Consider the following 21,349-nt stretch of genomic DNA (forward strand, 5'->3'; position numbering starts at 1 on the left):
AATAAAGGTAATTATCAGGAAGGGTAATTACCTTTTTAAAAATTACAGTGCAGGAGGAGTATATGAAAGTGACCATTAAGGACATCGCAAAAAAAGCAGGTGTCAGTGTCAGTACGGTGTCGCTCGTGTTGAACGATAGACCATGCCGTGTAGCTCAGCAGACACGCGACACCATCAAGGACATTGCGAAGCAGTATAATTATAAGGTCAATCAGACCGCAAGAAGTCTGGTCACCAGAAAATCGAATATTCTGGGCCTCATCATCCCGGATATCGAAAACCTGTTCTTCTCCGCATTATGCAAACGGATGGAGGAATACCTCCGGGAGCTGGGATACGCACTCATGATCGTAAATTCCAATGATCATGCAGCGGATGACAGCATGCTCATCGATCTCCTTGTTTCAAGAGGGGTTGACGGTCTTGGTATCACCGTCAGCAATGAATCCTATCAGGATGAAACGATACGCAAAAAGCTGGCATCCCTTTCCATCCCCTATGTGATGATTGACCGTATGTATCCCGATCTGAATTGCAGCAAGGTTTATTTTGATAACGAATCAGGTGCTTATATGGCCATTGAAAAGCTAGTGAAAAGCGGCCACAAAAAAATCGCATGCATCGGAATTTCTTCCGCAAGCAAAACTGGGGCGAGCCGTGTTGCAGGCTATCGCAAAGCTATGCAGCAGTTCCAGCTGGAGGTTCGTGAAGATTATGTTCTCGATGGAAATTATCGCTTTCAGGGTGGATATACCTGTGCAAAGCAGCTGATGAAGATGGATGTTACCGCTGCCTTTATCTGTAATGATATGATGACACTGGGGGTCATGCGTTACTTCCAGGAGCATCATGTCCGCATACCGCAGGATATATCCATCGTCAGCTATGACAACACATTAAACCGGTTTACGCTGGGTACTGAGATCACAAGTGTGGATCAGAATGTCGGACTGCTGGCGAAAACTTCCTGTAATGAGCTGCTGGCACAGCTGCGTGATCCTGCGCATCGTCAACAGGATATCTGTCTGAAGCCGCAGCTGATTGAAAAAGACAGCGTACAAATCATATAATACAAAAAGTGCACCATGGCATCACCCGGGTGTACTTTTTTCATGTATAACCGCACTGGCTTTGGTTCAGGATGTGAATTGGCCTGTATCATTGAAACAGTCTTTGCAGAATTCGCAGGAAGGGAGCACTGCTTTCCCATACCTCCCCCATGATGTTACCGGATTGAGAAATCGTTTCATACTGTTCACCGGTTATCATGTCCTTTAAGGCAGCCGGATTCAATGTAAGAAATTCCCGCAGTACGGCGCTTTGCGACTGCTTTATCTGTGAAGAGCCTGTATTCTTGTTCTTCCCTGTATATAATTGCTCTGTATCCGCATAATCTGCTTGGGCTGTCGTCTGTATTGCATCCGGTTTTCCTTCATGTTTCTCCATCCTGATCACCTTCTCTTTTTTTCTCTGTTCTTTTTTTACAGCTTCGCTTATCTGTGAGGCATCCTGTCCAATCGTCCAAGGTATTGTTTCGTCTTTGTCATTCGGTGTATCCGGTACATAGGGAGACTCTCCTCTTCCACCGCCCTGCCCGTCATTTCCTTCTCCACCGCCATCATTTTTATTCTGGTCAGAAGCATCCGGAATCGGATTTCCGGCAGCATCATGCACCTTTAGCACATAGCTTCGTCCATCATAATATCCACCGATGATTTCAACTCTGGCATAGGTGAACGGTTCTGTTACCTGCAGCATATAAACAACAATATACGGTGGCAGGACAATGCTTCCCGGTGCATACTGCGACATGCTGGGGATGCTGTCGTGTTGAAATTTCCAATGCGTTCTGTCAGTGCTTGTATACAGATGAATCGCTTTGGCATTATATGCACGCGGAATATGAAAATAATAATCGGTATCATTGCGAATCATATACAGTGACATATCAAACACAGGTTCGCTGTCGGGGATGATATAAAAGGGAAACACATGCTCAATGATATCAATCCGTTCCCTGCTGCTTTCATCCGCAATACCATACAAATAAAATGGCTTGTGTGTCTGCATGCCACGCTCATATGCTGTGGTATCATACTGCAGGGATATCTGAAAGCTTTTTTCTTCTCCGGTTTCTGACACAGCAGTCACTTCAACCTGCTTAGGCAATGGCAGATCATCCACCATATGGGATTGCAGGGCTGCAATCTCCTTTGCCGGCATGGGAGTATCTAGCTTCCATTCCTTTTCCAGCGGATGATTGTTTTCCACGATAATAACCTCATTGCCGATATAGCAGCCGTCCGGTATCTGAATCGCCTTTGAACCAGTACCGTTTACCTCAATGCGTGAATACTCAATTTGAAACCAGTCCGCAAGCACGCCGATGCTGTTGTCTCCGTTGGTATAGATATCAACATCCACCATACTTGCGGAATAATAATGTTCCTGATACGGATTTTTATTTAATACTCCGATTGCATTGTCACCCTCAGCACTGATATAATTCTTCTTATCTGTATATTTTGCATATAATCCTTCACCGCCGGCTATTTCCAGAGCTGTGCCCTCTGTGCTGTGAATGCGCAAACCAAACGCACTTACACCGGTATTCATATATACTAGCGGTCTGTTTTTTCCGCTGCCCTCTATCGTCAGTGTTTTTTCTTTATCGACAAATCCCCATGCAGCATCGTTATTGAAATTATCTATATTAACGTTGGAATCCCCATCGATGTTATGTTCAATTCTTACCTGATAGCCATTGGTATAAATGGTAATCTCTCTGCTTGTGATGATATCCGCATTGATGATCATGTCACCCTGCATTTCAAATGTCCCACCCTGCGGATGCTCGTGTACAAAGCTGAGAAAGCGTTCAAATTCCGTTTGTATGCTATCAGCCGCATATACCGGTAACAAATAATGAAGCAGCATACATACCATGATTCCAATTCCTGTTATCCTTTTCATATTCTCTCACCTTTCACTGCATCACTTCTTCTATTTTAGCATATCCTGTCAGCCGGCAATATAACAGATTTCACATTTGAAGCATTCTTTATGCCATGGAATGTATTCCCTTCCGGTATTTATCTACCCTTCCTTATATTATGAGGTATCTGTTGTGATTTTTTTGTTCAGAAAGCCATGACAATCAGGAAATGATAAGAGGATGTGCATAGATTTACATTGTATGCATGAAGAAAGTCTGTTTTCATAAAGCAGATGATTGTTCGTTATACAAGATACTTTAAGAGACAGAAAGAGAAGCATCAATGCAGAAAAAAAGACAGGTCTTCCAATATCCATGCAGGATATTGCGGATGACTGTCTTTCTTTATCCCATTCGATTTACAGCTGTGTGAACATTTCCTTCGGTGCACCGCACAGAGGACACTTGAAATCCTCCGGAAGCTCTTCCCACTTTGTACCCGGGGCAATTCCCTGATCCGGCAGACCTGCCGCCTCATCGTATTCCCAGTTACAGATATCGCAAACGTATTTTGCCATAATCAGATCCCCTTTATCTCATGAAATGCATGCTGTGCCGCAATGGCTCCGTCGTTGGTTGCCGTAACAACCTGGCGCAGTTTTTTCGCAATGACGTCTCCGGCACCATAGATGCCCTTTGCCTTTGTTTCACAGTTTTCATCCACGATCATGTAGCCGCGCTCATCCAGGATACCCAGCCCCTCTAAAAAGGAGGTAGCCGGATCCAGTCCGATATACGGGAATATGCCATGTGTTTTCATTTCTGTTTCCACATTCGTATCCACATTTCGTATGACCAGACCGGTAACGCGCATGCCGTCATCGACAACACGCACCGGCACATGCTTTGTCACCACCGTGATTTTCGGATTATCCTTGATTGCATTTTGAACAATGCTGTCTGCACGGAATACATCCCGTCGTATTATGATATTCACCTTGCTGGCAAACTGTGTCAGATAATTTGCTTCCTCCAGCGCAGAGTTGCCGCCGCCGATGACCACAACCTCCTGATCGCGGAAAAATGCACCGTCGCATACTGCACAATAGGATACACCTCGTCCGACATTTTCCAGTTCCCCCGGCACATTCATCATACGCTCCTGTGTTCCGGTTGCCACAATGACAGCCTTTGCCTCATACTCCGTTCCATCCTCACAGATGATTTTTTTATATGCGCCATCCTCCACACGGATGACATTGCCATACAGGTATTCCGCACCAAAGGATGTGGAATGCTCAAACATATCGCTTGCCAGCTTGGCACCGTTTGTTTCAATAATGCCCGGCCAGTTGCTGATTTCCGCCGTCTTGATCAGCTTTCCTCCGGGAGCACCCATTTCCAGCATTGCTGTTTTCAAGCCGGCTCTGCTTCCATATATTGCCGCACTCATGCCGGCAGGTCCGGCACCAATGATAATTAAATCGTAACGTCGCTCCATTCGTGATCCTCCTTTATGATCGTAATCAGATCAGACATGTCTCTAATGATAGCACAGGGTTTGCACAACTGCATCTCTTGTGCCCGTGATTCTTCATAGACAAAGGCTACCGAGAAGGCGCCCATCTTCTTACATGCCTCTATATCCGTAGGTGCATCCCCTACATAGACAACATCATCATGCGGAACATGCAGCTGTTCACAGGCAATCAGAATACCAATCGGATCGGGCTTCGGCCGCTCAACGTCCGCACCGCCCAGGATAATCTCAAAATACGATTCCAGATCAAACTGCTTCAATCCCATACGGACAATATCCTGCAGCTTGTTGGACATGACGGCAAGCGGATAATCGTTTGCTTTTAAATATTCCAGCGTTTCCTTCACATGGGGAATCGGCTTGACAAATTCATCATGATGCTCATGATTGTAAGCACGATAGCAGGCGATGATTTCATCTACCTGTTCCTCCTTGAAATAGCGCAAGAAGGACTGCTTCAGCGTAGGTCCCAGAAAGGACTGCTTTTCCTCTTCACTCAATGTATAGCCCGGCTTGTATTGTGCAAAGGTATGCTCAAAGGACTTGTAAATCAGCTCCTTGGTATCCACCAGTGTGCCGTCCAGATCAAAGATCACCGCCGGCTTGTGCTTTTTAAACGGATAGATGTTTTTAAATACCTTATCCCAGACACCGAGTATTCCTAAAATGCCGATCAGGACACCGAGCAGAGATACCAGCTGTGCGACGCGAAGTCCTCCCAGCATCAGGGAATCGGTTCGCATTCCTTCAATAAAGAAGCGAATCATGCCATACCATGCCAGATAGGCAAATGCCAGATCCCCGCGTTTTTTTCTGCCGTGTTTTTTATAAACCACGGTAATCAATACGAAGCCAATCAGATTTCCGACGCTTTCATACAGGAAGGTCGGCTGACGGAATGCACCGTCAATATACATGTGATCACGGATAAAGGCCGGGAAATGATCATAGAAGCTGGCATTTACCACACCGCCATACGCCTCCTGATTTATGAAATTCCCCCAGCGGCCGATTGCCTGCGCAAGCATCATATTCGGAAAAACAACATCCATAATACGCAGTCCGTTATACTGATAGCGGCGGAAGTAGAACCATCCGAATATCGTTCCGGCAATCACACCTCCGTGAATTGCCAGACCGCCCTCCCATATATAGAAGATACGGATCGGGTCTGCCGCATACAGATTGTTCCATTCAAAGATAACATAATATAGACGGGCACCGATGATGGCGATCGGCAGCATCATCAGAAAGAAGTTTTCAAATACCTCTTCCTTATACCCCCATTTCTTAAACTGACGAAGAGATAAAAAATATGCCAGAAAGGCACCGGACAGAATCAGCACGGCGTACCATGTGACCTGTAAGGATCCTATCGTCAATACAGTTTTCATATCGGGAAAAATTGTCATAAAAGCCTCCTATTGTTCATTCTTGTTCTTTTCGATATAGTCAAGGACACGCTGCTCAAACTCCTTGGCGCTGTCCATCCCCATGACGGATAACATATAATTCGTTACCGCAGATTCAATAATGACTGCCATAGAACGGCCTTCACGCACCGGGACAACGATTTTCGGTATGTCGATGCCCAGAATATTCTCATGCTTTTTTTCTTCGATTCCTACGCGGTCATAATCCTGATCCGCTTTCCACGGCTCCAGATTGACCTGGAAATTGATTTCTGCTTTAGGCAGGACAGAGCTGACGCCGAACATTCTGGATACATTGATGACACCGATTCCACGAATTTCCAGCATTTCCCGCAACAGCTCCGGAGCCTTCCCTACAATTTTGTTGTGGATTCGATAACAGTCCACTCGGTCATCCGCCACCAGCAGGTGACCGCGCTTGATCAGCTCCAATGCGATTTCACTTTTCCCCATTCCGCTTTCCCCGCGAATCAGTACACCTTTTCCATAGATGGAGAGCAGTCCTCCGTGAATGCACATACTGGTTGCCAGCTGCTCATCCAGAAACGCCACGATATCGACAATCAGACGGTAGGTCGGGGAGCTGGATAGGAAAATCGGAAAGTTTTTCCGCTTCGCATAGCGCTTTAATACATCCGGACACTTTGTCCCTTGGTCACAATAATGGCCGGTGTCTGTTCGTTGGTGATAAAGTCAAAGGATTTCCGCTGCTTGTGTACGCTCATTGTCGCAATATAGGCGATTTCCTTATCTCCGAGGATAACCAGCCGCTTCTGCTGGGAATTCTCAAAATAGCCTGCCAGCTCCAGACCGGGGCGGTTGGTATCCGCAATGACAATGGGACGCTCCAGAGATGCATCATCTCCGGTTATCTGTATGAAGTCAAAGTTTTCGACAAGCGTTCTGACTTTCACGATATTCTGTTCTTCCATATGCACTATCCTTTCTCCAGTACCTTTTTCAGATACTGACCGGTATAGCTGTTTTCTACCTTGATGATCTGCTCCGGTGTTCCGCTCGCAATGATCGTACCGCCTTCGTCACCGCCCTCCGGACCGATATCAATGATATAATCCGCACTTTTGATAACATCCAGATTGTGTTCAATGACAATGACCGTATCACCGTTTTCCACGATCCGCTGCAATACCTCCAGAAGCTTTTTCACATCATGGGTATGCAGACCGGTTGTCGGCTCATCCAGTATAAACAGGGTTTTACCGGTTGCTTTTCTCTGCAGCTCGCTTGCCAGCTTGACACGCTGCGCTTCACCGCCGGACAAGGAGGTTGCACTCTGTCCCAGCTTGATGTAGCCCAGACCGACATCCTTCAGCGTCTGCAGCTTATGTTTAATTTTATGCATATTGGAGAAAAAGTCAATCGCTTCCTCCACGCTCATTTCCAGAACATCATAAATATTTTTTCCCTTGTAGGTTACCTGCAGGGTTTCTTCATTGTAGCGCTTGCCGCCGCATTCCTCGCATGGGACATAGACATCCGGCAAAAAGTGCATGGATATGCGCAGGATGCCATCTCCCTGACAGGCTTCACAGCGTCCGCCCTTCACATTGAAGGAAAAGCGTCCCTTTTCATAGCCGCGCATCTTTGCTTCCGGGGTCTGTGTATACAGGTCACGGATATCATCAAACACACCGGTATAGGTCGCAGGATTACTCCGCGGTGTTCTTCCGATTGGATCCTGGGAAATATCAATCAGCTTGTCGATGTTTTCAATCCCCTTGATTTTCTTATGCTTGCCGGGACGGATTCTTGTTCTTCCAAGTGCATGCATGACACCCTTGCTTAACACCTCATTAACGAGGGATGATTTTCCACTGCCGCTCACACCGGTAACGACCGTTAATGTTCCCAGAGGGATTTTCACACTGACATTTTTCAGGTTGTTTTCGCTGGCACCGACAATCTCCAGCTTCTTGCCGTTTCCCTTACGTCGTTTCGCAGGGATTTCTATCTTTCGTTTCCCGCTCAGATACTGACCGGTTAAGGAGTTTTCATTTGCCATGACCTCCTTTGGTGTACCGGCTGCGACAACATTGCCGCCATGAATTCCGGCGCCCGGACCGATATCAATGACATAATCACTGGCACGCATCGTATCCTCATCATGCTCTACAACAATCAGTGAGTTGCCAAGATCCCGCATATTTTTCAGGGTGTCGATCAGACGGTCGTTGTCCCGCTGATGCAGACCGATACTCGGCTCATCCAGTACATACAGAACACCGCTTAAACGGGAACCGATCTGGGTTGCCAGACGGATTCGCTGCGCTTCTCCTCCGGACAAAGAGCCTGCCAATCGATCCAGCGTCAGATAACCGAGACCGACATTGCTCAAAAAGCCCAGACGATCTGCGATTTCCTTGAGGATCAGCTTAGCGATGTCCTTCTGCTGCTGTGTCAGCTCCAGCTGCTTCATAAATTCGATTGCCTGCTTGACAGACATGGTTGTCCATTCATAAATGTTGATGCCACCTACGCGAACACTTAATGCCTGTTCATTCAAGCGGCGTCCCTTACAGATTGGGCACGGTGCCTCCGCAAGGAAGGTCGCATACCATTCTCTGGACATTGTAGAGCTGGTTTCCATGTAACGGCGTTCAATCAGAGTACATACACCCTCAATAAATTCCGTCTTTTTCATGACATTGCCGCTGCGGCTTGCCAGTCGATAGGAAATGAGATCCTTGGAGCCATACAGTAATATGTCCAGTTCGCTTTTCTTCAGATCCTTGATCGGTTTATCGATATCAATCTTATAATAGTCAATCAGTGCCTTGAAACGCTGCCATTCCAGATTTTCTGTTCCGACAATATTCTTATAATATATAATACCGCCCTGTCGTATGGACTTGGTGCGATCCGGGATCAGATAATCCACATCCACCTTCTGCGTGATGCCAAGTCCCTTACAGTGGTCACAGGCACCAAACGGTGCATTGAAGGAAAACAGCCGCGGCTCCAGCTTCGGAATGTTGAAGCCGCAGTATTTACAGGAATAATTGCTGGAAAACAGAATCTCCTCTTCATTATATGTAACAACCGCCAGTCCATCACTCAGTTTCAGCGCAGTTTCCAGTGAATCGTGGAGGCGGGAACGATCACTCCCCTTTACGATCCGGTCTACCACCACATCAATATTGTGCTTTTTGTTTTTCTCTAAAGACTCCACATCCTCCAGAAGCTTCATTTCTCCGTCAACGCGGACACGGATATAGCCTTCCTTGCGCAGATGCTCAAACAAATCTCTGTGGGTTCCCTTTTTGCCATGCTCGATCGGAGATAAGATGGTCAGGCGTGTCTTATCCTCAATTTCCATGATACGGTCCACCATCTGCTTGATTGTCTGTGATGTGATGGGTTCATTGTGTGTCGGACAGTAGGGGATACCCACCCTTGCATACAGAAGTCTCAAATAGTCATAGATTTCCGTGACCGTTCCGACCGTGGAACGCGGATTGTTGCTGGTCGTCTTCTGATCGATGGAAATGGACGGGGAAAGTCCCTCAATGGAATCCACATCCGGCTTCTCACTGTTGCCAAGGAACTGGCGTGCATAGGCACTCAGCGATTCCACATACCGTCGCTGTCCCTCTGCGTAGACCGTATCAAATGCAAGAGATGTCTTACCGGAACCGGATACACCGGTCATGATGACAAACTTGTCTCTCGGGATACGGATATCAATGTTTTTCAAATTGTTTTCTCTAGCGCCTTTGATATCTATATAGTCATGATTCATAATCATTACCTCCAAACTTACCATATTATTATACATTAGTATTCCCGAAAAAGCCTAAGATTTCGCATCTTTTTTGTAGGAATTTCAAAGTTTGGAAAAAAATTAAATTTCTTTGAAAGGTTTTTAAGGGCTGCGGCATGTTATAGGTGGAAACCCTAAGGAGGAAACAAAATGAAAAAGAAAGTTATGTTAGCATCCCTGCTGGCAATCGGACTTGCGGCAGGTGTAGGTACACAGATTCATGCACAGGATACAGCTTATCTATGCGGAGGCTATCATTCTCACATGCATTCTGCGGCGGATGGATGCCTGCGTACGTTAAAGGAACAGCAGGCGGCAAGAGATGCGGCTGCCAAACGTCAGGCTGAAGCAGCACAGAGACAGGCGCAGGCGACACGGAAACAGAATGCGTCAACAACACCTGCTTCCAACACCACGGTACAGCCGGAAGCAGTGAGTACAGCGAACGCAAACAGCTCACAGCAGCCGGGATCACAGACTGCACAACAGGTCGCAGATACTGCATCCAACCCTTGCCCATATCACGAAAATTGCGACGGAATTCATCAGCATAGTGAAAACTGTGATGGAACTCACCAGTTGAATGAAAACTGCAATAACGGTATGCAGGGGTATCACCATAGTGAAGGTCGTGGCCAGGGAGCGCATCACGGCAATGGAAACGGCCATCACGGACGATAAAACAAACATGGTTTCAAAAATTGCGGTATAATGGAGGCATAGAGGGATGATAACGGTATGAAGAGTGAAGAGGAAATACAAAATGCCATAGAGCTGTATGCGGATATGGTACAGAAAATCTGTGTTCTGCATATGAAGCAGCGGGCAGATGCCGAGGATGTGTTCCAGACAGTCTTTCTGAAGTATGCGCAGAGTGAACCGTTTCGGGACCGTGAGCATGAGAAGGCATGGCTGTTAAAGGTAACAATGAATGCATGCAGGGAGAGATTTCGCGGTTGGTTCCATAAACATGCAGATTTACAGACTGAGGTGGAGGCCTGTGCCGATCTTAGCGAGGCTTCCTATTTCCTGCTGGATACATTGAATCAGCTTCCTCCGCATTACCGTGATGTCCTGTATCTGTTTTATTATGAAGGCTATAAGGTGCGGGAAATATCTGAAATCAAAGGAAAAAATGAAAATACAATCCATACCTGGCTGAAAAGAGGCAGGGAAGCGCTGCGTGAAAAACTGGGAGGTGAGCTTGATGATTTTCGATGAGTTTGACGGCATTCATGCCAGTGATGAAATCAAACAGAAAACCCTTCACAACGTCATGAAGCAAAGAAGCAGAAAGAAAAGAACCGGTATGACAGCAGCTCTCACGCTGTGTGTCACCTGCCTTCTGGTTGTTCTGTTTCAGCCCTGGAGGCTGATGGAGGCTTCTCCTGCACCGGCTCCTGCCCCTACTTTGGCAGTATACAGCTATGTGACTCTGGATATCAATCCAAGTATGGAATGGAAGCTGGATGAACAGCAGCGGGTGGTGAGGGTCACTGCCTACAATAAGGATGCGGACAACATTCTGACTGAGCTGCAGCTGGAGGGAGTGCAGCTGGATACAGCACTTCGGATGCTGCTGGACAATGAACAGTTTTCCGCTTATATGAAAACAGGCTTTCTGGAGGTCAGCGTGTATTCTGAAAACAGCAGTGTTTCTCTGGATCTGGAACAGCAGATCAATCAGCAGCTGGAGGAAGTGGTGCCGCAAAATCAGTTTCACTGTTCCCATTTGGATGATGATACGCATCAGGAAGCACAGCAGCATCATATGTCTGCCGGGAAGTATCGTGTAATTGATGAAATCCTTCGGCATGATTCTGCAAAGAGTGTCGAGGAGCTGCAAAAGCTAAGCATGAAGGAGCTGTATTCCGTTTTGGAGCGTTATGATCCTTCGGCAGTACCGGAGGGATGCCATGGAAGGCAGATGAGAAAAGGGCACCATCACGGCAGCTAAAGCTATTCCCTGATTTCGATACCATCAGCTTACACAGCCTTTTGGATGGGACTACAGCCTTTTGAAAAAGGAAGAGCAGAGAAAAGGAGTGGGCAGCTAACATATGTCTGTTGCTTATAACACTCTTACATAAAACAAACACCCCGGCTCTGCTGGGGTTTTCTCATAAAAAAAGCACGGAGCATTCATGTTATATGATTGTTCTGTGCTTTATGCTTTTTGATTATGACAGAAATTTTCGATGCCTATGCAGGAATCGTTTTATACGATCCCTCACAGATTGCTTTGTCCGGGATTTCTTCCTTATTCCTTGATCTGTTTAAAATACTGAACCGCCTGACAGCCGCGTCCCGTGTGAACACCTACCACACTTACCAGCTTGATGATCTGATGCGTTGCATTTGGAAAAGCCTGTTTCAGCTTGTCCATATACACAAGTGCCTCAGCCTCGTCATCTGCATGGGCAACGGTGATCAGATAGGAATCATCCACATGCTCACGCTTCATAATTTCAATTACGCGGTCCATCGCCTTGTGCATCGTGCGAACCTTGTCCAGCACATCAATTTTACCGCTTGTTTCCTCATTGATTTTCAGAATCGGCTTGATTTTCAGCAAGCCGCCCAATGTGGCTGCCAGCGGTGTCAGCCGTCCGCCGCGTTTCAGATGCTGCAAATCGCTTGGCAACAGTATGGTATTGGTTGTATGCACGATGTGCTGCAACACTTCCTTGATCTGCTCAATGCTTTTTCCAGCCTCATGCAGCTGCTTCGCCAGCTTGATCATGTATTCCTGCACTACCGCTGTTACATGGCAGTCAACATAATCAAACGCGATGCCCTGCTGCTGTGCAATCATTTCCATGGCATTGATCGTACCGCTTAATCCGCTGCAAATCGGTACCGCAAATATCATGTCATAGCCCTGCTGCTTCAGTCCCTGAAACAGCTCCTCAATTTTTCCAAGAGAAGGCAGGGAGGTGGAAAGCATCTTTCCATCCTTCATCAGAGCATAAATTTCATCAATGCCCAGCTCCTCCAAATCCTGATAATTTTTATTGTCACAGCTGACCTGCAGAGGTACGCTGTAGATTTCAGCCTGCGCAAGCTCCCCTACGGACTTCCCGGTCCCACTGTCTGTCACAAATGCTATTTTCATATGATTCAGCCTCCTCTTGTTTCTATTATACCTTATTTTCTCTTCAAAAAAAACTGTGTCTCCCTCGGTTCGACGGTTTCCGCTTGTATAAGACAAAAGGTGCACCGGGCACCTTTTACATTTCCACCTTGCGGATATACTGAATCCCCAGACAGCCTACACCGGTATGTGCACTGATAACTGCACCGATCAGGCCATAGTATACATCCAGTCCGGGAAACGCCTCTTCCATCATGGCTTTCAGCTTTTCGCCTTCCTTTGGCGCCCCGCTGTGAAGAACAGTGAGCGTGTAGGCTTCATTCAAGCCGCGCTCCTGAAATGTGGAGATTGCCTTGGACTGTGCCTTGCTCATGGTACGAACCTTATCGTACACATCCACCTTGCCTTCACTTTCACGATCCAATCGCAAAATCGGTTTGATTTTCAGCAGTCCGCCAAGTGCAGCTGCCAGCGGTGTCAGCCGGCCTCCACGCTTCAGATGCTGCAAATCATCCGGTATAATCAGTGTCCCGCTGTCTGCCGCACTCGCACGCAGACGCTCCACGATCGTTTCCAGATCATGTCCCTGCTCGACCAATTGACTGGCACTGATTGCCAGATAGCGCTGGATATTGCAGGTTGTATACGATTCGATGACATGCAGATTCACCTGATGCTCCTTGGCTACCGCCTGCATGACACTGGAGGTGGAGGATAAGCCGCCACTCAGCGGAACTGCAATGACCGCTTCATAGCCCTCTGCCTTAAGCTGTATAAACAGCTCCTCCACAAGTCCCATAGGAGGCATGGAGGTTGTCGGCATTTCGCCGTTTCTCAGATACTCATAAATCTCTTCTACGGTTATATTCTCTCCATCCAGAAACATTTTGTCCTGAATGATGATTTGCAATGGCAGATAATAAATTCCTAATTCGCCGGCCTGCTGCTTTGTCAGACCGCTGCCGCTGTCGGTTACGATTGCGATTTTCATAAGACTCGCCCCTTTTCTGTATTCGTGTTCCCTCGCGAATGCAGGGTTTTCAATACGGTCAGTTACACAGACGTGTAAAAATATCCTGTTTCATTATACCAAGTTTATTTTGAAAGTCAAACGAGAATCACCATGTTCTGCTTTCCAATTATCGGATGCCGGGTTTCAAAAAGTCATTTCGACTGAATACAATCGTACTGTAAGGCTCGATATTGACCTTTTTAATCAGGATATCCTCGGATGCTCCGTTATAATATAGCAGCGGATATGCCGCCTCAAATTCATAGGAAAAATATTCTCCTGTCGGATTGAAGATAATCACCATATCATCATGCTCGTCCCTGATTTTATACAGCAGTACCTTTTGGGCGATATCCGAAAAGGACACGTGCTGTTCCACATCCTCTTTCATGGAATAACGCAGAATCGGATGCTCCTTGCGGATACGGATCAGATCCTTTGTGATTTTCACCATATCCTGATACTGGTTTCTGCGCAGATAATCCAGTTTATTGATTTCATCGCTTTCCTCATATGTGTTGGGAAGCCCGTGTTTGCTGCGGGCAAATTCCTGTCCGGAGTGGATGAAAGGGATACCCTGCGCAAGCAGAACCGCCGCCATCAGCATTTTGGCACGGGCAATGCGCACCTCCTTGCTGTCTTCCTTGCAGCATTCCTTCAGCTTATCCCAGGACGTCATATTGTCATGGCATTCCACATAATTGACAGCGTTTCTCGGATGGGTGAACATCGGCTCCATTCCGATATTTGTACAGCTGCCGCTCAGACAGTTCTTCATGATATCAAGCAGGTAGACTGCCCCGGTGCAATAGCCCTTGACACTGACCTCGTTGGTATTCGTACGTCCCTTGACAACATCCCGGAAGCGATCGGAGAAATGAGCGACATACGGCATCTGTGCATTGTTGGAAATACTGGCACGTTTTCCGGAATCCAGAAAGCTCGGCATATCCCAGCCCTCGCCATAAACCATGAAATCCGGATTGAGTGCTTTGCAGGCCTCATATACCGCATTGATGGTTGCCACATCCAGAATTCCCATCAAATCGAAGCGGAAGCCGTCAATATGATAGGTTCTTACCAGATAGGTACAGGCATCCACAATATATTTATGACACATGTTTCTGCGGGAATCCACATCATTTCCGCAATAGGTACCATTTGAGAAGTCACCGTTTTCATTCATTTGAAAATAGTAATTCGGTACAGTGTTTTCAAAGGCATGTGTTTCCTTATCGTATACATGGTTGAATACGACATCCAGATTGACACGGATTCCCTGCTTGTGGCATTCCTCTATAAGCTTTGTCAGCTCGAACATACGGCCGTATGGATTCGCCGGTTCTGTACTGAAGCTGCCTTCCAGAACACGATACTGCACCGGATCATAGCCCCAGTTATAATGCATCAGCGGATAGTTTTCATCCACAGAGCCAAAATCCGTGACCGGCATCAGCTGAATGTGCGTGATTCCCAATGTCTTCAGATAAGAAAATCCGCTGCATTGCTGCTTCGTTATTTCATTTTCCTCTACAAACCCGCGAAATTTTCCAGGCATCGTGACACCGATTCCCTTCTGCATCGTGAAATCGCGCACGCTCGTTTCGTAGATAATGGCATCGCAGGCACTGGTCATTTTCGGCAGGGGTACGTCCCGCACGCGGATTTTATCCAAATCGACAACCGCACTTCTGCGTGAATTTTCAATCGAAGCTGTCCCATACGGGTCAATGCTTTCCCGCCAGACACCGTTTACCCGGACAAGGTAGACATAGGTCGCATTCTCCAGATTTTCCAATATAGTATAGCGGTATACCCCCTTGTCTGTCCGTTTCATTTCATACGTATACAGACGGTTGTTCTTGCAGACCTCCAGCTTGACTCTGCTGGCTGTCGGTGCCCATAACGCAAATGCAGTCTGGTCTCTGTCATAGGTATAGCCGAGATCATTACCGTCATAAAAAAACTGTTCATCAAAACGCTCTGTCTTGACGATACCGCTGTATTCCAGCACCACACCCCGTGCATGCTGATGCATCACCTGATATTCCACACCGATTTCGATGGGATCGTATAATGCCAGTGTATATTTATTGTAATTATTTTGTGTTGTTTCTATGGACTGAATGTGAAGGTCAAAGAGATGCCCCTGATCATCCTTCAGATAGAATTTATTGCTGACTCCCTCATAGCTGTTTCTTGACATAAATACAATGACCTTGTCATAGTCATCCAGATATGCCTCGTAATACTTTTCCTGTCGCATACTTATCACCATGTATTATTATACCAGAGTTTTCCAGGTTTATCACCAGAAAGGTAAAACAGGTGCTGTTCTTCTGCTAATCTGTTCAGATTACAGGGAAATGAGGGGTGTTTATGGAATCATACGGATTACAATTTCAGCTTTCAGGAACATAAGACAATCGACAGCAGTAGAAAGGTAAGGAATTTTATACCTTTTTGTAATACAAAGTCATAGAAATAGTAAGCATTGTATTCTTATTGAAAAGGAAAATAAGCTGCTTGATCTGCTCCTTATCTTGGCTTGAAAAAAGCATCTGCACGAAGGATGGTTTTTCAGCATACCACCGTTTGTACAGATACTATATAAGTATCATCAAGCTGATGCATCATGGTTTAAATTCTAATATGCGCAAGATGGCAGAGAACCTTTCCCTTGTTCCGTTTATGCTATTTGGATTCTGTTTCCTTTGCACCTTTGGCAGCAGAAAAGCAGCAATTGGGTTTATTTTCTATTGGCCTTAAGTTCCTTCCATGCCTTTTCCATCGTATCAGGCTCCATAATGAGACGTCTGCCGATATCAGCTAATGCAAGTGCTCCGTCGAACAGTGCCCGGCTGCCTTGTTGTGATATCGTGGCAGCTGCCATTTCACGGGAATGCCCGTTTACACAGCTGTCCGCGATTTTGATATACCCCTGCAGGGTTGGACAGCAATAGCTGACACTTCCCACATCACTGCTTCCCTGCGCAACCTCGTCCACACCTTCCCATGTATAACCGAAATCCTCATACTCATCCTTCAGCATATCCGCAAGAGTATAGTTGATAACACAGTCATCATACGGACACTCATAGGTGGTAATACGACTTGTACATCCGCTCATCGTACAGGCGCCTTCTACACAGGCTTTTGCTTTTTCACAAAGCTCCTTTACATATTCCATCGTTTCCCCGCGGAAATAGTATTCCAGACTCGCATACGCAGGAATAACGTTCGCAGCTTCTCCTCCATGCGCGATTACTCCATGGATAAATGTATTCGGTTCTGCGAACTGACGCAGCAGATTGATTGACATATAGCTCATAACTGCCGCATCCAGAGCGCTCTTTCCGTTCTGCGGTGTACAGGCATGTGCATTCTGCCCAAAAAACTCAAAGCGCAGTGGATAAATGGCAAGTGTTCTTCCCCCAAGGGAGTTCTTTGTATCCGGGTGCAGCATCAGCGCCGCATCCACATCATCAAACACATGTGCAGCAGCCATGGAAACCTTCCCTCCGAAATTTTCCTCTGCCGGTGTGCCAATAATGCGCACCTCTCCGCCGATGTTCGACAGTATGCTTTTTAACGCACAACCCGCTGCCAGTGACATTCCGGCAATCAGATTGTGACCACAGCCATGTCCAACCTCCGGTAAGGCGTCATATTCACACATATAGGCTATGACAGGCCCCGGTTTTCCACTGTTCCATACACCAAGAAAGCCGGTCGGTACCACGTATTCCTCCGTTACTTCAAATCCCTCTTTGCGCAGCATCTTGCACAGGACACGCATGGAACGAAACTCCTGATTTCCGATTTCCGGGTGTTCATACAGATCATTAACCAGATATTTGTATTCCTCCATATGTTCCTGTATATAATGCTTCAGCTGTTCCTTCATATCATCCCTCTTTCCTTTTTCACCATTGTATAGGCGAAACAGATATTTTTCAAGTCAAGATGTCATGAAAGCAGAAAAAAGAACTGAATGTCCAGTTCTTTCCTGTTTTCGTTTATTTCATATTTACCGGTTCAATATTCCAGATTTCATCCGCATACTGCTTGATCGTACGATCACTTGAGAAGTAACCGGACTGTGCGATATTGATCAGGCAGGTTTTTGCCCATTCCTCTTTATTGCGGTAACGCTCTTCAATATTTTTCTGTGCGTGAGAATACGCTTCGAAATCCGCCAGCAGCAGATACTCATCATTCTTGAACATCAGCTCGTTATAAATCTGCTTGAAGTCCTTCGGATCATTGGAGAAGGTGGAATCCACAAAGCTGTTTACCACCTTCTGGATGTTGGCGTTCTCATTGTATTTCCGCCATACATCATAGGTGTTTTCATGCTTGACAAGGGCTACATCATCTGCACGTAAGCCGAAGATTTCCGCATGATCATAGCCTACTTTCTCCACGATTTCCACATTGGCACCATCCATGGTCCCCAGTGTAATCGCACCGTTCATCATAAATTTCATGTTTCCGGTACCGCTTGCCTCTTTACCGGCAGTGGAAATCTGTTCGGAAACATCTGCGGCATTCATCAGAATCTCCGCAATGCTCACACCGTAGTTCGGAATGAAGACAACCTTCATATACGGAGAGACATCCGAATCATTGTTTACCTTGTCGGCCACATAATGAATCAGCTTAATAACCTCTTTGGCAAATGTATAGCTAGGCGCTGCCTTTGCCGCAAAGATAAAGGTTCTCGGATAGATACGGAAGGATGGATCCTGTTTCATACGGAAGTACAAATCGATAATGTTCATGACATTCAGCAGCTGACGCTTATAGGCATGCAGACGCTTTGCCTGTACATCGAAAATGGAATTGACATCGATATCAATATGCAGTGTATCCTTAATATAAGCCGCAAGGATTTTCTTGCGCTCCATCTTCACATCCATAAATTCCTTCTGCAGATCCTTGTCATCTACATACTTCATAAGATCCTGCAGACGCTCCGGGTTTGCTTTAAAATCAGGACCAATCGTCTTTTCCAGCAGGTTGCTCAGCTGCGGGTTGGAGTACAGCAGCCATCTTCTGTGTGTGATACCGTTTGTTTTGTTGTTGAATTTATTCGGATAGATGTCATGGAAGTTCTTCATAACATCCTCTTTCAGAATTTTCGTATGCAGTGCAGCTACACCGTTGACACTGTGAGAGCCGATGATTGCCAGGTTTGCCATGTGAACCTGTCCGTCCTTCAACACGCAGCACTCATTCATCAGATCAGATCTGCCCATATCATGACTTACCTCATATTTGAAGCGACGATCGATTTCCTCGATAATCATGAATACGCGCGGCAGCAAATCCTGTACATACTGAATCGGCCATTTTTCCAGAGCCTCGCTCAAGACAGTATGATTTGTATATGCCATAGTATTCTTTGTAATATCCCAAGCCTGATCCCAGTCATATTTATAATCATCCATAAGAATACGCATCAGCTCCGGTATACAGAGTACCGGATGGGTATCGTTCAGCTGAATCGCAACCTTTTCCGAGAAGTTATCCAGTGTATGATAGGTAGACATGTGCGATTCGATAATATTATTCAATCCTGCGGCTACGAAGAAATACTGCTGCTTCAGACGCAGAATCTTGCCATGCTCGGTGGAATCATCCGGATAAACATTGCGGCAGATTTCACGCACCTCGTTTACATATTCGTTCAGACTGCTCGCATCACAGGCATCATCCGCAACCTCTGCACTCCACAGACGAAGTGTATTTGTCAGGTTGGTGTTCTGTCCGACAATCGGCATGTCATAAGGTACGGCGCGTACAATCAGGGAAGGCACATGGTTAACGATTGCCTTGCCGTCTTCTCCCATCCACATGTCCACATGTCCGCCAAAGTTGACATTGACTGCATGCTTCGGTTTCCGCACTTCCCAGACATTGCCTAAAGACAGCCACTGGTCAGGTACCTCAACCTGCTCGTTGTTTACGATTTTCTGTTTGAAGAGACCGTATTCATAGCGGATACAGTTTCCATGTCCCGCCAGATTCAGACTGGCAAGTGAATCGAGGAAGCAGGCAGCCAGACGACCCAGGCCACCATTTCCAAGACCTGCATCGCTTTCCAGATCCTCCAGTTCATTGATATCCTGTCCAAGCTCGGCAAGACCTTCCTTGGCGATTTCATAGATTCCCAGATTCATCAGGTTATTTGTCAGCAGTCTTCCCATAAGAAATTCCATGGAAAAATAATACATCTGCTTTTCCTGTTTTTCGGATACGACATTCTTACTGGCGTTCCAGTGAATGCTTGCATAGTCACGAACCATTTCCCCCAGAATCATATATTTTTCAGTGATGTGGGCCTGTTCAAAAGAACGGCCGTAGCGCTCTATAATTCTTCTTTGAAACTCTTCCTTGAACTCATTTTTGTTTTTAAATTCGTTAGCCATAACTTTAACTACTCCTTCCAGCTCGCCTTTTATTTTACATTATTTTACACGTAATTACAAATACAAAAACTGTACGTAAAGTGCGCAAAGCCTCCCTTCTCCTGCTATTTTATGGTCTTTCTTCTCTTTTGTGACAAACAGAAAGAAAGGATACCGCTTCCACGATTTATGAAAATTTTAAAAGAAAAGAATATCCGAGCATTTCTCTGATATTCTTTCCATTTATTCTATATTTAAACGTCGTCTTTCGATTGTTTTATAATTTGTAGAAATGTATACAATGCCTTATTCTCTTACGAACTTATTCAACTTTTTTGATATATATCTTGAAATCACCATATTCAGGATAAAAATTTATGATATCCAAATACTCGTTTCCCTGAATTTTGAGAATTGCACTCTTTTTATTTTTAACCTGTACGTTATCCACAGCCTCCCATTTATTTTCAGTATTCATCTCCACCTGGAAAAATATCTCTGCATTTTTATGCTTACCTTCGACACTTACTTTGTATGTGCCTGCTTCAATTTCTTCTCCACACCGAAATGCTCCTGTGGTATTGTTCAATACGGCGATATCATCATGAAATTTCAATGGTTCGAATTTAGAGCGCGTCATTATCACAGAGCTACCCTGTGATAAAGATATCTTGTTATGATTGTAATATCTAATATTCAAGATTGTTTGATTAACTCCAAGATTAAATGCGTTCGTCTTAACCGGCTCCTTTGTAGAAACGTCATAGTATCCAGGTTCAAAGCCATCCGCACCGACAACATATTCTTTGTCTCCCGCAATTACAACTCTGTCTGTCGGGCTAGATAATGCACTCCCTTGCAAGGATACATATTCTTCCTTGCTGCTATACTGTGTAGCAATAATTCCAATTGTGCATACTGCTGCTATGCCAAGCACGACAGCTGCTAGCTTGTGTTTCTTTTCCATGGTACGCCCTCCTATTTAAGCTGTTATAAATTTTAGACTATTCAGCTAATTTCCTAAAAGTTACTAAGAAATAAATTCTATTCCAGATTTTGTATAAGTCAATCACCTTCTTTACTGTTTTTAAAGTATGCTATCCAAGTATGATCTTAATTTATTGTTTTTCCCTTACTTCGG

General features: G+C 45.7%; 17 protein-coding genes. 4 read left to right on the forward strand and 13 right to left on the reverse strand.

What is annotated here, in order from left to right:
• Positions 1-62: 62 nt before the first annotated feature.
• Complete coding sequence (locus tag ACG3M1_RS20335) at positions 63-1,070, forward strand: LacI family DNA-binding transcriptional regulator (RefSeq protein WP_021420519.1); 1,008 nt, start codon at positions 63-65, stop codon at positions 1,068-1,070.
• An 88-nt stretch (positions 1,071-1,158) separates the two neighbouring features.
• Here the strand turns inward: ACG3M1_RS20335 and ACG3M1_RS20340 are convergent, their stop codons facing one another.
• The 7 genes from ACG3M1_RS20340 to uvrA all read right to left on the reverse strand — a co-directional run bounded on the left by ACG3M1_RS20340 (position 1,159) and on the right by uvrA (position 9,668).
• Positions 1,159-2,973, reverse strand: coding sequence for a hypothetical protein (locus tag ACG3M1_RS20340; protein WP_254879666.1), 1,815 nt, complete (start codon positions 2,971-2,973; stop codon positions 1,159-1,161).
• A gap of 381 nt (positions 2,974-3,354) precedes the next feature.
• Entirely contained in the window at positions 3,355-3,513 is a 159-nt protein-coding gene (locus ACG3M1_RS20345; protein ID WP_008816574.1) for a rubredoxin, read from the reverse strand.
• A 2-nt stretch (positions 3,514-3,515) separates the two neighbouring features.
• Positions 3,516-4,436, reverse strand: coding sequence for a thioredoxin-disulfide reductase (gene trxB, locus ACG3M1_RS20350; protein ID WP_002606014.1), 921 nt, complete (start codon positions 4,434-4,436; stop codon positions 3,516-3,518).
• Complete coding sequence (lgt, locus tag ACG3M1_RS20355; RefSeq protein ID WP_217792950.1) at positions 4,415-5,887, reverse strand: prolipoprotein diacylglyceryl transferase; 1,473 nt, start codon at positions 5,885-5,887, stop codon at positions 4,415-4,417. The genes trxB and lgt overlap by 22 nt, the downstream gene beginning before the upstream one ends.
• 9 nt (positions 5,888-5,896) lie before the next feature.
• On the reverse strand, positions 5,897-6,505 hold the full coding sequence (gene hprK, locus ACG3M1_RS20360) for an HPr(Ser) kinase/phosphatase (protein WP_395815476.1): 609 nt from the start codon (positions 6,503-6,505) through the stop codon (positions 5,897-5,899).
• Between the two features lie 29 nt (positions 6,506-6,534).
• Positions 6,535-6,840 (reverse strand): hypothetical protein, encoded by a 306-nt coding sequence (locus ACG3M1_RS20365; RefSeq protein WP_395814542.1) that lies wholly within the window; start codon positions 6,838-6,840, stop codon positions 6,535-6,537.
• A gap of 5 nt (positions 6,841-6,845) precedes the next feature.
• Complete coding sequence (gene uvrA, locus ACG3M1_RS20370; protein ID WP_008816571.1) at positions 6,846-9,668, reverse strand: excinuclease ABC subunit UvrA; 2,823 nt, start codon at positions 9,666-9,668, stop codon at positions 6,846-6,848.
• A gap of 171 nt (positions 9,669-9,839) precedes the next feature.
• Here uvrA and ACG3M1_RS20375 point away from each other — a divergent pair, with 171 nt between their 5' ends.
• Genes ACG3M1_RS20375 through ACG3M1_RS20385 form a run of 3 tightly spaced genes read left to right on the forward strand, consistent with a single transcriptional unit; the run spans position 9,840 to position 11,646 of the window.
• Positions 9,840-10,370, forward strand: a complete 531-nt coding sequence (locus tag ACG3M1_RS20375; protein WP_008816570.1) for a hypothetical protein — start codon at positions 9,840-9,842, stop codon at positions 10,368-10,370.
• 57 nt (positions 10,371-10,427) lie between these two features.
• Positions 10,428-10,910 (forward strand): RNA polymerase sigma factor, encoded by a 483-nt coding sequence (locus tag ACG3M1_RS20380; RefSeq protein ID WP_002606019.1) that lies wholly within the window; start codon positions 10,428-10,430, stop codon positions 10,908-10,910.
• The gene (locus ACG3M1_RS20385; RefSeq protein WP_008816569.1) at positions 10,897-11,646 is read left to right on the forward strand and encodes an anti-sigma-I factor RsgI family protein; all 750 of its coding nucleotides are present in this window, start codon (positions 10,897-10,899) and stop codon (positions 11,644-11,646) included. The genes ACG3M1_RS20380 and ACG3M1_RS20385 overlap by 14 nt, the downstream gene beginning before the upstream one ends.
• A 303-nt stretch (positions 11,647-11,949) precedes the next feature.
• Here the strand turns inward: ACG3M1_RS20385 and ACG3M1_RS20390 are convergent, their stop codons facing one another.
• The 6 genes from ACG3M1_RS20390 to ACG3M1_RS20415 all read right to left on the reverse strand — a co-directional run bounded on the left by ACG3M1_RS20390 (position 11,950) and on the right by ACG3M1_RS20415 (position 21,175).
• Positions 11,950-12,804 (reverse strand): DegV family protein, encoded by an 855-nt coding sequence (locus tag ACG3M1_RS20390; RefSeq protein WP_008816568.1) that lies wholly within the window; start codon positions 12,802-12,804, stop codon positions 11,950-11,952.
• 115 nt (positions 12,805-12,919) lie between these two features.
• Positions 12,920-13,774, reverse strand: a complete 855-nt coding sequence (locus ACG3M1_RS20395) for a DegV family protein (protein ID WP_009589149.1) — start codon at positions 13,772-13,774, stop codon at positions 12,920-12,922.
• A gap of 148 nt (positions 13,775-13,922) precedes the next feature.
• A complete protein-coding gene (gene pulA, locus ACG3M1_RS20400) occupies positions 13,923-16,061 on the reverse strand; it encodes a type I pullulanase (protein WP_002606023.1) in 2,139 nt (712 codons plus the stop codon).
• Positions 16,062-16,544: 483 nt separating this feature from the next.
• Entirely contained in the window at positions 16,545-17,702 is a 1,158-nt protein-coding gene (locus ACG3M1_RS20405; RefSeq protein WP_009270638.1) for a M20 family metallopeptidase, read from the reverse strand.
• 112 nt (positions 17,703-17,814) lie between these two features.
• A complete protein-coding gene (locus ACG3M1_RS20410) occupies positions 17,815-20,229 on the reverse strand; it encodes a glycogen/starch/alpha-glucan phosphorylase (RefSeq protein ID WP_008816564.1) in 2,415 nt (804 codons plus the stop codon).
• A 301-nt stretch (positions 20,230-20,530) separates the two neighbouring features.
• A complete protein-coding gene (locus ACG3M1_RS20415; RefSeq protein WP_008816563.1) occupies positions 20,531-21,175 on the reverse strand; it encodes a hypothetical protein in 645 nt (214 codons plus the stop codon).
• Positions 21,176-21,349: the final 174 nt, after the last annotated feature.

Origin of the sequence: Clostridium sp. 10cd*, assembly GCF_044336395.1 — a bacterium.
Lineage (GTDB): Bacteria > Bacillota_I > Bacilli_A > Erysipelotrichales > Erysipelotrichaceae > Clostridium_AQ > Clostridium_AQ innocuum.

Coding starts and splice junctions, on each gene's coding strand:
- ACG3M1_RS20395 (WP_009589149.1), bottom strand. CDS start 13,774: ATGAAAATCGCAATCGTAACCGACAGCGGCAGCGGTCTGACAAAGCAG.
- ACG3M1_RS20345 (WP_008816574.1), bottom strand. CDS start 3,513: ATGGCAAAATACGTTTGCGATATCTGTAACTGGGAATACGATGAGGCG.
- trxB (WP_002606014.1), bottom strand. CDS start 4,436: ATGGAGCGACGTTACGATTTAATTATCATTGGTGCCGGACCTGCCGGC.
- ACG3M1_RS20375 (WP_008816570.1), top strand. CDS start 9,840: ATGAAAAAGAAAGTTATGTTAGCATCCCTGCTGGCAATCGGACTTGCG.
- ACG3M1_RS20415 (WP_008816563.1), bottom strand. CDS start 21,175: ATGGAAAAGAAACACAAGCTAGCAGCTGTCGTGCTTGGCATAGCAGCA.
- uvrA (WP_008816571.1), bottom strand. CDS start 9,668: ATGAATCATGACTATATAGATATCAAAGGCGCTAGAGAAAACAATTTG.
- ACG3M1_RS20410 (WP_008816564.1), bottom strand. CDS start 20,229: ATGGCTAACGAATTTAAAAACAAAAATGAGTTCAAGGAAGAGTTTCAA.
- ACG3M1_RS20390 (WP_008816568.1), bottom strand. CDS start 12,804: ATGAAAATAGCATTTGTGACAGACAGTGGGACCGGGAAGTCCGTAGGG.
- lgt (WP_217792950.1), bottom strand. CDS start 5,887: ATGACAATTTTTCCCGATATGAAAACTGTATTGACGATAGGATCCTTA.
- ACG3M1_RS20405 (WP_009270638.1), bottom strand. CDS start 17,702: ATGAAGGAACAGCTGAAGCATTATATACAGGAACATATGGAGGAATAC.
- ACG3M1_RS20380 (WP_002606019.1), top strand. CDS start 10,428: ATGAAGAGTGAAGAGGAAATACAAAATGCCATAGAGCTGTATGCGGAT.
- ACG3M1_RS20385 (WP_008816569.1), top strand. CDS start 10,897: ATGATTTTCGATGAGTTTGACGGCATTCATGCCAGTGATGAAATCAAA.
- ACG3M1_RS20335 (WP_021420519.1), top strand. CDS start 63: ATGAAAGTGACCATTAAGGACATCGCAAAAAAAGCAGGTGTCAGTGTC.
- pulA (WP_002606023.1), bottom strand. CDS start 16,061: ATGCGACAGGAAAAGTATTACGAGGCATATCTGGATGACTATGACAAG.
- ACG3M1_RS20365 (WP_395814542.1), bottom strand. CDS start 6,840: ATGGAAGAACAGAATATCGTGAAAGTCAGAACGCTTGTCGAAAACTTT.
- ACG3M1_RS20340 (WP_254879666.1), bottom strand. CDS start 2,973: ATGAAAAGGATAACAGGAATTGGAATCATGGTATGTATGCTGCTTCAT.